A 14,981-nucleotide genomic window follows, 5' to 3' on the forward strand; every position below is an offset into this window, starting at 1 on the left:
TTATATCACTTGTACTATATCTAACAATTTACCGTAATTACTCACCGTGTCAAATTTCACGATACCACCACTTATCTCTTTAAAGTGTTCCTGTGCACAATGTATCTTAAGCTTTTCGATTTCGCGTAAATCCATTTCCGAATCAGAACCCTTCGTTTCTGCAACAAAATAAATATGACGAACCTTATCTTTATCAAATACGATTGCCCAGTCCGGACTATAATTAGCTACTGGAGTAGGGATGTAGAAGCTTTTAGGTAATTTAGCATATACAATCACCTCCACACTATTCTCCAAGGCCTCCGCAAAGTCTGCTTCAATTTTTGAGTCCGAGGTCAAATAATCATAAATATGCTTCTTCAGTAGATCCGAATTACGCAAAGCAGATTTATCATTTGTAAATACTGTTTTCGCATCGTGTCGATCCTCCAGCTTATGATACACGATATTATTGATGATCAACTTTGCTTTTGCTTCATTGATCAGCTTACTACACTTCGCAATAAATTCTTCCGGGTTCTTACGAAGCATCAAAAACTTTTCTTCACGTATAGCTTTCAGGATATCGACTATAGTGCGTCTGGTCAAATGTGTCTTCTGCTCAATTTCACCTACAATATCATACAGCGTATTCGTATAAAGGTCATTATCCAGCTTCAGGTACTGACGCTTAGATTCGCGGATCAATGTACCTTGTTCCATTTGCTCTTTCGTCCCGTCCTCCAGTTCACCAGTCTTAACCTCATAGACACGACTACTGATATGCAAGCTAGCATTGATCAGTGTTTTACTTTCGTAGACCAACTTCTCTGTGTCAAACCGAACTTCATAAACAGTCTTCAGATTGATTTTGTCCCACAATGCCTGGAACTCCTTTTTCTTGAAGTTAGGATTGGTATTCAACACCACTGTTTGGCGTTCATCTTCCGGTTTGAAACCTTCGCCGGTGTAGATTGATTTTAACAGAGTAGTCAGCGATTCTCTATAAACTTCCAAATGCTCAGGAAAAGGAACTTTCCCTTCTTCAATCAGCTCTCTACCCTCAGCCGTAATCTTATCATCATCATCAATTACATCATGCTTATAAAGCAATTTGTTAATCCGCTTACCATCATCTTCCGTCAATCGTTTGGATTCACCCTGGGCATTGGTAATAGTTTTACCAACAAAATATTCGACCTCCGCCTTTTGCGGACGATCCGCCAATGTATCTGCAATCGCCTTCTGTAGATCTTTAGCAAAATTCTCATAACTCTCAGAAGCGATGACCGTCAATTTATTCACTTCATGCACTTGATCCCCAATCAACTCAAAATCCTGGCGAACACCACGTCGATCCACACACAAACGCATACCACGTCCCACTTCCTGTCTTTTCCGAACTGGACTGCCACCATCATCCGAATTTTTTAATGCACAGATTTGGAACACGTTCGGATTATCCCAACCTTCCTTCAGTGCCGAGTGCGAAAAGATAAAACGCGTAGGCTCCTCAAAGCTCAATAGGCGCTCTTTATCTTTCATGATCAGATCGTAGGCCGAGATATCATCCGAATCTTCCTTACCACGTTTTACAGTAGGATCGATAGATTTCCCTTTCTTATCACGGGAGAAATAGCCATCATGTATTTTATCTGCACCGTCACGTTGCAAGTAGTCAAAATAACTGCTAAGCATATAACCTTTATGTACCTGACCAGGATCCGTATCTTTTAGATAATCATTATAATCTTGTTGAAACAAGTCCAGGAAGTCATTACGAACCTTGTTATACTCCTCTTCAAAGATTTGAGCATACTCACCCAACACCGTATCACCACCATCATCATACACGCGATATTTATCCACCGAGTCAATAAAGAAAAGACTCAGCACTTTGACTCCCTTGTCAAATAATTGTTTCTCCTTCTGCAGGTGAGAAAGGATCGTCTCACGGATTTGAATACGACGAAAAGCCAATTCATCCTTATCGTTCACAATATCTCCGGGGTAGATATCTTCACCATTCACGACGATCTTGTTGAGATAACCATTTATCTCCGTAATGGTATGGTTCTTATAAACAGGTAGATTTCCCGATAGTTCGTAGAGATTCGCACCTTCGGCCAATTTCCTACGGACTTTTTTTACACCTTCACCAGACCGTTCCTCAAATTCCACTACAGCAAACGGTGGTTTGGATGTACTCAAGCTTATCTGTTCCAGATACAAATAACCTGTAGTTCCCGTTGATCCTTTGAGGTTAATACCTTTCACCTGGATCTTCTTAACCAATTTTTTATGATAAGCATCCAAAGCATCCAGTCGAAATATCTTATTGTATTCTACTTTATGTGTTGCAGAATACCGAAGGGTAAATAGCGGATTAAAATCCTGCATACTCTTCAATGTCTTATCACCATCCACAGACTGGGGTTCATCAATAATAAGAATTGGACTAGTCTGCGATATGATATCTATGGGTCTTCTTGAACCGAACTGATCCAGCTCCATGTAGATACGTCTAGCATCAGCACCACTGGCATTAAATGCCTGCGTATTGATGATCATCACCGATATGCGACTATCCGAAGCAAAACTCTCGATATCTTCTGGGATTTTCGAATTATAGATAAATGGATTAATCTTATGCCCATAAAGCTCCTGAAAATGATCTTGTGTCACCTGAAAGGATTTATAAACACCCTCACGAATAGCAATACTGGGTACGATAACAATAAACTTGCTCCAACCATAATGCTTATGCAGTTCATACATCGTTCGGATATAGGTATAGGTTTTCCCCGTACCTGTTTCCATCTCAATGGTAAGATTAAACCCCAGCTTAACACCTTTAGGACGTTCAATCCCCACACTCTCATTGAGCAGATGCTCTCGTTGTACTTCTTGAATATTATTCAATATTTGGTTATCCAATAGCTGAATACCACTATTGCGATAACCGATATCTTCCAAAACCTCCTGATCAAAGGCCGACGTCTGTATAGCACCACTTGCGGCAAGTTTCGCTTTACGGATCAGCTCTTTACTTCGTTCCAGTGTAAACCGATTCGTTTTCAAAGCCTGTCCTTGAAAACAATCCACCACAGCTTTTACCGCCTGTACCTGAAAATCCTGTTCTTTAAATTGTAATTTCATTATTTATCAGTCTTTGCAGTTATATAAGCTTGATCAGGATGATTCACCATATCCGGATATTTATACTTTAATTTTTTACTATTAATCATTGGTGTTAAAAACTTACGCTTCACATAATCCTCGCTACGCCCCAGAAGCAATGCAAATTCAGATGCTTTAAAATGATCCGTACTACATATCTCAGCGATAACCTCTTCAATCACCAAAGGATCAGACACGCGAACCGGAAGATTGTTTATCTTATCAGCAGTCTTTTTTTCCAAACGAGCCATAATGCTAGCATATTCGGCATGAACTGGTGTACTAGCATCTTGAACTGGTGCACTAGCGTCTTGAACTGGTGCACTAGCGTCTCGAACTGGTGTACTAAGAGTATCAACTGGTGCACTAAAAGCTTCAATTTCAGTCTTAACAACATCCTCTATTAGGCTTTCAGTTTTAACCAATAGGTTCTTACCCACAACATAATAAGTTGCACGACCTTTACCTTTTTGATCCAATAAATCCTTAGTACGCATATCCCTAAGGTCCACACTGGCTTTTAGTATATCGACACCATTTAACTGGCGATAAGAGGAATTATCGATAGCGCCAACCTCACGGGTAAATATCAATGCACGCTTTTGATCTTCATTTAATTTATAGTCTGCAAAAGAGGATAACCACTTGACATCTTCCACTCCCAAAAAATGATGCAACAGCAAGCGTACGGTAAACTGGTTCCGTCCATGGTCACTTTCAAAAGTAGGCAACATCAAATTTGCTTTCTCCATCAAAGCACGCATCGTCCGTATTCCCGATCCCTTGGTCTCGGCCAAGTTGGTCTCATGGAATACCGCTGCTACATAGGGGTTACGATTCTTGGATCCCGGTTCGCCCAAATGATCCTCAGGCTTCAAAGAAAATCCCGGGTTTTTAATCTCTATACGATTTCCGTACCGAATAATCTGTATAGGTTGGTTCTCTCTATAAGTTCGATGGATCAAAGCATTCACTATGGCCTCACGTAACACGCGTGTAGGCAAACCATTACTTTCCGCTTGTAATTCTCCTTCCGGCAATACAAAACCTTTAGGAAGATCATCTGTAATCTGGCTAAACACACGCTGCACCATTTCCAAGAGCGAACCCCGCATATCAATCGTGGTAAACCTATTCTCCGGGTCTTCCATCCATTCATTGCCTGGTACCCGTACATAATCAACACGTACCATAGGCAACAACCGACGATGTGCAGCTCTTTTTCCAAAAAGCAACAGTCCGGCATAAGTCAATCGAATCTCGCCTTTTTCTTTACGGATACAGCCTAAGGAATGAAGCAAATCGGCATCATCATATTGCAGCTCCTCAGCAAAAGCATTTACCTTACTACGCAACTGTCTATAGAGAGCAATTGCTTCCTCACTAATATCATCTACTGAAGAGCCTTTCACTACAGTACTATCGAAACTATCTTCCTTATTAAAGAATACGAACAAATCATCATCGGTACAGCGCTGATCCGAAGAACCTATCCGTCGATAAGCTCCTTGAGGCAAGTTCTCATTTCGAAAATAAGCCGGTTTTTGACCGTCCGGCAATTCAGGAACAAAGGCTACAATAACATTTTTACCATTTACAGACTCTACAGTTATGGTAGGCCTTATTGGCTGATTGAACATCGAAGCACACTGCGAACTAAGATCCAATTGTATTTTGTCCGATTGTTCTACACCCGAAGCGTAATAGGTAGGAAACAACGATAACGCCTCTTGCTCTACGCCAAGTACAATATATCCTCCGCCCAATCCAGGTTCATTTGAATAGGCACATACACTTTCTAAGATCGAACGATCTACAGAACTACCGCGTTTAGCTTCAATCCAATTACACTCATCCGTATAATTAAGCTGTTGTATCAATTCTACTGCACTTTTCATAAGGCGTACATTTTAATCTCACTCACTATATAATCCATCATTAACAACTGACCATTAACAATTGTTAAATTACTTTCATTTCCGTTTCCGGACTCAACTGCTTCAATAACTGCTTTACATTCACCTTAGCCGTATCATCACTAAATCCACTATCTCTAAACACTACACGCAATGGCTTATCTTTCGATAGTTCCTTAGCGAAATCTTCGTTAATCCCCTTGTCAAAGCAAGCATAAAGCGAATTCTCCGCTACACGAAATACCTCTTTCCCGGATATTTCTAAACGCTTAATTTTCAAACTCAAAGGAAGTCCCCAATCCAGCATCACCTGAGCCAAGAGATCATCCGATGTACGATCGGATTTTACATTATCTGCAAATAGATCAAGATTGGCCTGACTGTAGTTCTGTGGTTTGTAATAGACATCCTGCATATTACTTTCATCGAGTCGATACACACGGAAACCATAGTCGATATCAGCTCCAGTCTCTTCCTTGATTTTGTTAGCTGCACGTCGAATACGTTCTTTACCTATTTCACAGATGTTTTTGTAACCAGCTTTATAGGCTTCGCTTTTTTCATCTGTAGCTTCGGGGAGTTGGACCATAATGTATTTTCGCTTACTTTCTTTTTCTTCCGCATTAAGATTTATTACAGCATGAGCAGTGGTAGCAGAACCTGAAAAGAAATCTAATACAAGAAAGTCATCTTCTCCTCTAAATAATTCAATTATTTTACTTATTAATCCAGTTGGTTTAGGTGTATCAAAAGGTACATTCTCGCCAAATAATTCTTTCAGTTCGCTATTGGCCATTCTCGTAGTGCCAAACTCCTTTCCAATCCAAAGATTTTCTGGTGTTCGTCCTTCTTGATCAGATAAATAAATCTTCCTTATAATTCCTGAATAATCTTTCTTGAAAACGATTTCTCCTGTTTGTATCTTCAACTTTAGAGTCTCCTCACTCCACCGCCAACCATTTTCTGGAGAAAATATTATATTACCATTTGGAGCCGTAATTGAATATTTCAAAGTTTGTCTAGGGTTAGGGCTTCTCACATCTCCCGTTCTCCAATCACCTTTTGAATCATTGTCCGGATTTGAATAATTTTTATTGTCTTCTTCAGTCCTATTAAACTTAAAGTTCTTTGTACAATTTATACTTTTGGAATAGACTATGTTATAATTAGATTGCCTTGAAAAAAATCTTTCATCATTTTTACTTTGTTGTGTATGTTTCCAAGTAATTTTTCCTACAAAATTAGCTTCTCCAAAAATTTCATCACAAATCTTCCTAAGATTATGCACCTCATTATCATCAATAGAAATAAAAATCACACCATCATCCGTCAATAGGTTTCGAGCTAACTTTAATCTGGGATACATCATGCTTAACCAATCTGAATGATAGCGACCTGCTGTTTCAGGATTTACAACTAATCGTTGATTGTATTCATCTCTTTGACCACTTTCAAATAATTCCTCTTGCGCTTCCTTTGCAAAATTATCTTTATATACAAAGTCTTTACCCGTATTGTACGGAGGGTCGATATAGATCATTTTCACCTTACCGAGATAACTTTCCTGCAATAGCTTTAGCACTTCTAGATTATCACCCTCGATATAGATATTCTCCGTATTATCAAAATCAACCGAATCCTCACGGACAGGACGCAATGTCTTTGTCGTCGGAACGTTCGCCATAACGATAGCCTCTTTCTTACCTGGCCATTCCAAACGATAACGTTCCTTATTGCCTTCGATGACAGCATCGCTCAACTCTTGTCGCAACAAATCAAAGTCAATAGCTTTACCCTCGGCACTCTCCGTTACACAATTTGGAAACAATTCCGCCAACTTCTCTATATTTTGATTCACCAAATTTGGTGACTGCATATCCATTTTTTCTACACTCATTTCGTCTATTGATATAGATTATTTAATAGTCCTTAACGCCAACTCCAAAGCTTCCTTTTGATTTGATTCAGCCTCAATGGTTCGAATCACCCGATCCGCCAACCACAAAGTCAGTAACTCCCGATCAGAAACCTTAAAGATCGAAGCTATCTTCAACAGATCTTCCTTCCTAAACGCGCGATCACCACGTTCCATCTTACTCAACAAGGCCGTATCCATATCCAACTGAGCAGCAAGCTGCCGGAGCAGTACATTATTCACTTCTCGCAGTTCCCGGATTTTCTCTCCAATCATAATCTTTTGCTTTTGAAATTTGACTTGACAATTATTGGCTAATATAGAGCTTTTCATGCACAATTGAAAACGAATAATCGAACTATGAATGTTCCGCTAGCTGCTTGATAAAAGATAAAGTTTTTAAAGCTTTGATCTAAAACTAGATTAGAATAATCTCTATTCTTATTTGATTATATTTGCTACTATCATTAAGCAAACTATGACTATAAAGGAGGCGATATTATTGAGTCTAGAAGACATCCGATTTTTAACAAATCATACATCTGTTACGCAACACATTATAGATAACGGCTATTATGACTTTAAAAATGCATTAACCCCTAAAGATACTGTATCTGCAGAATTAGGCAATTTTATAAGAAAGGGAGATGCTCGAGTAAAACGCATCAATAGAAAAGGTGGCACCTATGCATATTACCTAACAAAGTATGAATCTCAAATCCAACTCGATCAGTTAGAAGACCAAGTGAATGTAGGGACTAAAAGCAAGATAAACGGCTATTCAGAACGTAACCTGCACAAACTCTTAGCAAGCTTTTTAAAAGCCTCAGGAATCTATACTAAAACAATTTTTCATGAACAATCCAACATGAAAGACAATAATCAAGTATGGACTCATCCTGACATGGTAGGCATTGACTTTTTAAAACTCAAAAGCTCTGCCAGTCAAAACTTACTAAAATCTATTAACAAGGGAGATACGTTCAAACTACGCTCGTATGAATTAAAACGAGTCATCAATACAGACAATGAATTAAAGCAAGCTTATTTTCAAGCTGTTTCTAATTCAAGCTGGGCTAATTACGGTTATTTAGTGGCGTTTGAAATTGGCGAAAATTTGCAAGATGAACTGGACAGGCTTAACCAATCTTTTGGAATCGGAGTAATTTTACTGACTCCTAATCCTTATTTAAGTAAAATACTTTATCCCGCTCGTTATAAGGATATTGATTTTAAAACCCTAGATAAGCTTTGTATCATGAATTCTGAATTCAGTCGATTTATAGGATACTCTGAAAGATTGTTAGAAGCAGATGAGCGTTATCATACAGCTTCTGAAAAAGAATTCAACAACTATTGCGATCATACTTTTGAGAATGATTCGGAAATAGAAGAATACTGTATTGCTAACAATATTCCTTATGAAAAAGAAATGTTGTAACAAAGCAAATTGAATTTTCAACCTGCTTTATTTCAACATTATGGATAGTAATAATCGGCTTCTGCGGCATAGTATCGATATGTTTCTGTAGTCTTATCCAGATACATGTCGTAGATTCTCTTGAACGTGATGTGGTATTTGCCGTCTGCAGTCTTCGTATACACGGCATATGGCCTGTTGGCGCCATCTCTGTATTCGGCGCTATAGATGGAACCTCCGCCCTTATATACGGTAACACTGAGGATATGACCGGAGTCGTAAAACTCTATGATTAGGGAATTAATCCCATTAGCGTCATACTCTCTATATCTGGCCGTATATACCTTACCGAATATCCGGACCTTGTCATAGGTCGATTTATTGAGCTTTGGCGTAAATCCTATAGGGAAAAGCTCAAAGGTATGTCCAGTCTTATGTTTGTAGCTTCGAAACTTTGCTTTGATCGCGGAGGTTGAGGGTAATTGCGCAATCTGTGCCTCTCTCTTTTTCTCAAAGTTGAGCTGCTTCTCCTCGGCCAAGCGTTGCTCTTCTGCGATCTGGGCTCTTGCTTCGGCTTCTTTCTTCACCCGCTCGGCCTCCTTGGCTCTATGCTCTGCAATAACTATTTGGCTTTTTTTATAGTCTTCTTCTCTTGCTAATAATGCCTGCTCTAGCTTTTTCAAATTATCCCCATCGGTAGGTTTCCAAAAGTCAAGTATGGTAAGGGAGAACTTGTCATTGGTTTCGCTGGACAAGGGATTAAAGTGACGGGTGTATTGTTCAACCAAGGAGGTATACCGCTTTCTGAAATGACGGAGTATATCCATGCTCGAGTAGTACTGACTGCTACTCCCCTTGTCCCCGTAATATGTCAGATGCGGCACGGGCACATCCAAACTGTCGATCCAGGAGGAATTTTGCAGAGTAAGTAAGGTAGAGTCTAGTGAAGCCTGTAACGCCAATAGCCTCCTATCTATAGCCAGTAGATATTTTGCATTGTCATTCTGGACATTGTTATGGATATATTTGAAATACCCTTTATCTCTGAGTTGGGTTAGATTGTCTTGAAGCGAAGCTGTATTCTGTTTTGCCTCGGCGCGAAGTTCCTTTCGCAATGTCTTTTGCTTTTTGGACAACTGCTCCTGGCTATTCACATAATTGTAAATATTGCCAAGACTAAGATCTTAGGCAAAACTGTATTGTCCGATCACGCTTATAAAGATGGTGATCGCGATTAAAATAATACGCATATAAAATGTAATTGAGCTCCCCAAAGGGAGCATGAGATTAATAATTGTTATAGAAAATAACGAGGTGGCCGATATGGCTATACAAATACCTCGTTATCGTGAATATAGGCTTTTATAGTAGGTACATAGTCGCCAATGCTGAAGAGTCGATGACTATCATCGACCTTGAGCTGTACGACACGCTCCCCCAGCCTGACCTTGGTCTGATCGATCACCTCATCGTATAAGCTCTGTAATAGGAAGCAGTGATCTACCTGATCTATGGCCGCCAAGCTATCCCGCAACGTATCGGGGAATGGGTGGTAGGCGATACGATTGGCTATATTCAACAAGGGATTGAGCAAGACTAGTCTTACGCTCACCGAATTGCTGATCAAGAGGTCACGCAACTGACAGGCATAGTTGCCACCTGTAGAATCTCCTATAATCACCAGCTCTTTGATCCCGAGATAACGCTTGAAAAGGTTAAAGAGAAAGAGTTTGATATCGGTATCGCTGTTCCACTCGGCACAGGTACAATGGTGTGTGCTGCGAAATGACTGTTCAATAAGCTTGTACTTGCGGGAGTCTCTGCCTGATCCCAGTCCATGAATGTAAAGTAGTTGTTTCATTATTATTTAATATCTATTTAAAGATATTATACACGGAAATCGTTTTTTGTTGCGTAGTTTTTGAAAATAAATACTATTTACAATATCAGATAACACCTTCTCGACCTAAATCACCAATTAACTTCTCTACGTAAGCATAAAATGCTAATGTGTTTGATTCTAAATCAAGGGAACTACTGTAATCAAAGCTGAAATCTATCTTGACAAACCTCGCAATACTTGTGTCTTCATGCATATGTACCCAACCTAGTGTCTTGATTATCTCGGGAACATTACCGTTTCTGTAGTAAACTGCAATATCCCAACGTAACTCTTCTCTATAATGTAGCTCTATTGTTGCTGTACTATCTTCACTCTCTGCTGGGAATATATTCCCAGCCTTACTTTTCAAATCGATGTAACAAACATTCAATCCATAATTAGAAAATTCATAGCTTTTCTCCTTTGATATTACTGTAAATAATTTGCATGCAACGTATATATCGGCCCATGAAGCAGCAACACCTTTCATCAACACGCTATTAGCAAATTTATCATGACTCCAAGCAATGCAGTAATCACGGCACATATCAAATAGTGTTGGATACTGACAGATATAATACTCCCAACTTATTTTTGATAAACTAGAGAGTCTTGTAATGTAATCATCTGCCCTATTGTCAATACTGTTATCTAACCAATAACTTAATACTTTTTCTTTGAAGTCTTCTGACGCTAAGACCCGATTTAGCCAAGTTCTATCATCCCGCACCCAAGTCCATCTCTCTCTAGAATGACTATAGCCGTCTTGATTACTAAAATCATAAAAAGTCATTAGATAACGACGCAATTCGTGCGACCTTAAATTCCATTTTTCACCGTCAAAGGCAAAAATCTGGGCTATAGCCTTCTTAACCTTGTATAGCAAGTCTACCTCAACACCACTTTGTTCACTACAATATTTAGCCATCTCGAACAAAATATCCGTCCGGCCTTCTAAAAACTTATTATAACCGAGGTCACTATAAAGTGTGTATAAGAATGTTTTTAAGCCATTACTAGTACCTCCATCATTTAACAAGGTTAACTTCTGAAATTCGTGTTCAAAAGACTGATTTAGGAAGTCTTTTAAAACCATGTTATTCACTGGATCAAGAACGTCTGGCTGAGTCAGTCTCTTAACAAAATCAAGAGCCCAGACCAAATTTTCGCTGGTCTTGTTCCCTACACTCTGGGTATGAGATTCATTCAAGATAAACATATCAAACTGTTCAGCTATCGATTCAGTCACATCTGGAAACAAATAACGATAATATACAGGCAATAACACTCTATATAACGTTATAATAGTCGTTTTACCTTTCAAAAAATCACTTGGTTGATAGCGGTATATCCCCTTCGAAGGTGATTGATAATATAATTCAAGCGCATTAAATAATCGATCTAATAGTTTAATATCCAGGCAACCTTCTTGTTCTGACTTATGTTTTCTAACTATCTTAAACTTCGCTTCAGCATCTCTATCATTCAACGGTTTTTCAATGTCTTCATCAAGCAGTTTGCTATTTTCGCTCTTATAAACGATCAGGGCCATATACAAAAACCACTCAAACCCACTATCTGCGTTCTTAAGCTCACTACTTTTTTCGAAGAAATAGTTTTGCCAAACTTCCCACTTCTTTCCCGCTTCAATCTTGTCGCTACTCTTCTGAATAATCTTAGCACGAAGCCTTTCTTGAAATGATAAAGATTCGCCACGGCTGTTCATATATAAGTATAATTTCTCCCCTTGTTCACTTAAATTGGTATCGAAATAATTGAATTCAATGTAGTTTTCGATGTAATCAATCATATTGACTACATCCACATTGGAAGCAATTTTTTCGACGTTTTCTTGAAGAAGATTATAGTTGTTTTTTATATTTGAAACTGTGACATCATTCTCGTATGCACGATGAAAGTAGTTGATATTTTGCTCAAAATCTCTTCCGGCAAGTACATCTCTCAAAAATAATCTGAGAAAATCGTATGCAGATTCACGTACTTTATAATCAACGATGGGCATCTCATTTTGAAAGTATAGCTTTCTAAATTCTTCTGTTTTTCCAGCTTTTATATATAAAGCTAGTAATAACAAGAAAAATGTTGTCAAACGTTGCTGTCCATCAATGAGAAAAAATCGCCCAGGAAACTCCTTGTCATGATATGCATATATAAATCCAAACTTCTGTGAAAACTTCACTAAATTTACCTGCTCTTGTAAATGATCTAATAGGTAGTCTTCAAATTGCTCCGAATTATTTACATAGCTAATTTTAAACTGATTGACTTCTGTCAACTTACGTTCATAGTTGTTAAAAATAGAATCCCATACGGCCTGAACCTGCTGTTCGCCCCAGACATAGTCTCGCTGAAGTTCAGGTATAATAAACTGATCAATCTCATTATGAGTAAGCAATGATTTCAAATTGTAGCTTCCTGACTTCATATTATATTTTACTATCTAAAACTTTTACTAAACTAGTATATGTATTTACGATCCATTGTTTATTCGCCTCACAATCCTTTTCATTCCAATCTAATAGATCGGAATCAAATTGAACTACATCATTTTCCATATGATGTTCGACAGGAGACAATAATTTTGAAATGACTTCTATAGTATGTTTTGGCACAAATGACCCTCTATTAATTTTATCTAAAAGAATTCTTCGTTTACTTGGAAATATATTATTACTAAGCGCACTATTTGCCCCCTTTTCCAATAATGCAAGGTTCCCTATACCATGCACATCAATTCTACTCGCTTTCAGAATTGTTTTTTCATCATCATCACTCAACTGCCCCACCCGTACAGCTTCTTCACGGATGAACATATACTTATCTTTTGACAGTCGCTTCTCAAACCAGTTTGGATATTCCAAAAAATCAACTATATTTTTTACATCCGGTTTCTGCGGATAGATATGTTCAATACTCCAATTATTACTCTTCATTTCATTGAAATTGAAGCGATATGACGAATCAATAACAACCACATTGTCCTGAATTTTTAACTGGAAAGCATTTAGTGCTAAAAGAATAACATTTAATTTACTCCCATCTTCAAAATAATTTAGATTCTCTACACTTTCATCACCTACTGTAATGCTTTTAAGGACATGGTTATGTAAATGTTTTAAAAGTTCCTCTCTTCCTTTTTCAATTATTACTGACAGCTCTCCTTTTGTATAAATATAAAAACCCAAAAGATTATGTATATAGTTATCACCGTACCAATCTTGAAGCCGGTTGCTAAGATTATTTAATTCAATCAGTTTTTTTTCTATATCAATAGCTTTTTTTAGTCGATCGTTATATAAATTGAATAACTCATATTTGTGCGTATAATCTTTCGAGCCTAATTGAGGGAAGTTCTTTAAAAATTTATCTAATGAAGCAATGTGGCTTTCTGATTCTTGATTTAGAGGTGCTAATAATCTCAAGAGCTGGAGAAGTCCTCTATCATTTGTCTCACCTTTAAAACCAGGAATAACAAAGAAAAATTGATAATGCTCAGGAATAGAGAACCAAGTGTCAATTTCATCCCATTTGAAAGCTATCCGGGCTCTTTGTTCCTGTATTTCCTTAAAACTAGACTGCTTACTTTCTTTGCGTGTAGACTTTGTAAATAATAAGCCTTTGATAAGAAACTCGTCTGTTAACTCGACTTTATTATCATTCAAATTAGAAAACACCTCTTCGGCTTTTGTCAACTTACTTTCTTTGTTGATGATAATCTTTACTTGTTTTGAAAAGTATGTAAGATAATTTAAAGCATCATCTAGAGTCAACGTCTGTAGAAAAGCTTGCATACATTTTTTTGCTTGATACAAATAGTAATAGTCTTGATTTTTTTCTAGTCGAGGGTCTGAATCATATTCAATAGCAAGAATCTCTGCAAAAATATCTACACCTATATGTCGTTGATATTTCACTTTGTCTTTAAATAACTCGACATAAGTAAATTCTTTCCCTTTTTCTGCAAGATGCCTTTCTGCTACGTAATACAAAAGACTAATCGTGGTTAAACGCTGCTGACCATCTATGACCTCTAAAACAGGGATTCTTTCATCGCCGGGGAGCAACGTTTGTTTAACAGTTATGTATTGAATATAATATTCATTTTGCTTTTGAACATAGGCATCATAGGTGTCGAGTAATAACAATGGTACTTGATCATTCTTATGTTGAGATTTCCATTTATACCCTCTTTGATAAGCTGCAATGTAATAAAATCTAGTTTCTAGTTCTTTAAAAAAAATTGGTTCAAATATTGAACTTACGCTGAAAATAAAATCTTTCATATAATATCTTTAGGCATAAAATAAATCAAACATAATTGATGCTGTATATCTAACGGTTCGGATGCAAGTATAATTGAAATTAAACAATAAATCAAAAGATATTGAAAAAGACAACCTCTCTATAGATCACACTTTAGTAACCTGAAGATACGGCCTCACACTCTGAGCTCCACCTAAGGGTTTGATATCTATTCCATACGTCCGCATGAATGCGTCAGCAAGTTTTCCGCCTCCATTGGCATAGATGTCAGACTCAAGGAAAGCTACGACTTCTACACTCATCCCCTTTTCAAGAATAACTCCATTTGCAGCTTTGCGCTGTGTTAATGTTAAAATAAATAATGGCATAATTTGATTCTTTTAATGATTAGATAATAGAAATTAT

At 37.7% G+C, this 14,981-nt stretch carries 10 protein-coding genes; 1 reads left to right on the plus strand and 9 read right to left on the minus strand.

Annotated elements, in window-relative coordinates; genetic code table 11:
* The 4 genes from G7B18_RS13475 to G7B18_RS13490 all read right to left on the minus strand — a co-directional run bounded on the left by G7B18_RS13475 (position 1) and on the right by G7B18_RS13490 (position 7,266).
* Complete coding sequence (locus G7B18_RS13475) at positions 1–3,138, minus strand: type III restriction-modification system endonuclease (RefSeq protein WP_164123054.1); 3,138 nt, start codon at positions 3,136–3,138, stop codon at positions 1–3.
* The gene (locus G7B18_RS13480; protein WP_164123055.1) at positions 3,138–5,057 is read right to left on the minus strand and encodes an ATP-binding protein; all 1,920 of its coding nucleotides are present in this window, start codon (positions 5,055–5,057) and stop codon (positions 3,138–3,140) included. The genes G7B18_RS13475 and G7B18_RS13480 overlap by 1 nt, the downstream gene beginning before the upstream one ends.
* 64 nt (positions 5,058–5,121) lie before the next feature.
* Positions 5,122–6,972, minus strand: coding sequence for a site-specific DNA-methyltransferase (locus tag G7B18_RS13485; RefSeq protein ID WP_164123057.1), 1,851 nt, complete (start codon positions 6,970–6,972; stop codon positions 5,122–5,124).
* Between the two features lie 18 nt (positions 6,973–6,990).
* Positions 6,991–7,266: a helix-turn-helix domain-containing protein gene (locus G7B18_RS13490; RefSeq protein ID WP_205601716.1), complete on the minus strand. Its 276-nt coding sequence runs from the start codon at positions 7,264–7,266 to the stop codon at positions 6,991–6,993.
* A 202-nt stretch (positions 7,267–7,468) separates the two neighbouring features.
* Here G7B18_RS13490 and G7B18_RS13495 point away from each other — a divergent pair, with 202 nt between their 5' ends.
* Entirely contained in the window at positions 7,469–8,431 is a 963-nt protein-coding gene (locus G7B18_RS13495) for a hypothetical protein (RefSeq protein WP_164123059.1), read from the plus strand.
* Positions 8,432–8,469: 38 nt separating this feature from the next.
* Here G7B18_RS13495 and G7B18_RS13500 read toward each other — a convergent pair whose 3' ends face one another.
* The 5 genes from G7B18_RS13500 to G7B18_RS13520 form a co-directional block, all read right to left on the minus strand.
* Positions 8,470–9,564 (minus strand): hypothetical protein, encoded by a 1,095-nt coding sequence (locus G7B18_RS13500; RefSeq protein WP_164123061.1) that lies wholly within the window; start codon positions 9,562–9,564, stop codon positions 8,470–8,472.
* 173 nt (positions 9,565–9,737) lie between these two features.
* Positions 9,738–10,271 (minus strand): YqiA/YcfP family alpha/beta fold hydrolase, encoded by a 534-nt coding sequence (locus G7B18_RS13505; RefSeq protein WP_164123063.1) that lies wholly within the window; start codon positions 10,269–10,271, stop codon positions 9,738–9,740.
* A gap of 85 nt (positions 10,272–10,356) precedes the next feature.
* Complete coding sequence (locus G7B18_RS13510) at positions 10,357–12,738, minus strand: DUF262 domain-containing protein (protein WP_164123065.1); 2,382 nt, start codon at positions 12,736–12,738, stop codon at positions 10,357–10,359.
* Position 12,739: 1 nt separating this feature from the next.
* Complete coding sequence (locus G7B18_RS13515) at positions 12,740–14,596, minus strand: DUF262 domain-containing protein (protein ID WP_164123067.1); 1,857 nt, start codon at positions 14,594–14,596, stop codon at positions 12,740–12,742.
* A 126-nt stretch (positions 14,597–14,722) separates the two neighbouring features.
* Complete coding sequence (locus G7B18_RS13520; RefSeq protein ID WP_164123069.1) at positions 14,723–14,944, minus strand: DUF6140 family protein; 222 nt, start codon at positions 14,942–14,944, stop codon at positions 14,723–14,725.
* Between the last annotated feature and the right edge of the window lie 37 nt (positions 14,945–14,981).

Source organism: Sphingobacterium sp. xlx-130 (genome assembly GCF_011007405.1).
Taxonomy (GTDB): Bacteria; Bacteroidota; Bacteroidia; order Sphingobacteriales; family Sphingobacteriaceae; genus Sphingobacterium; species Sphingobacterium luzhongxinii.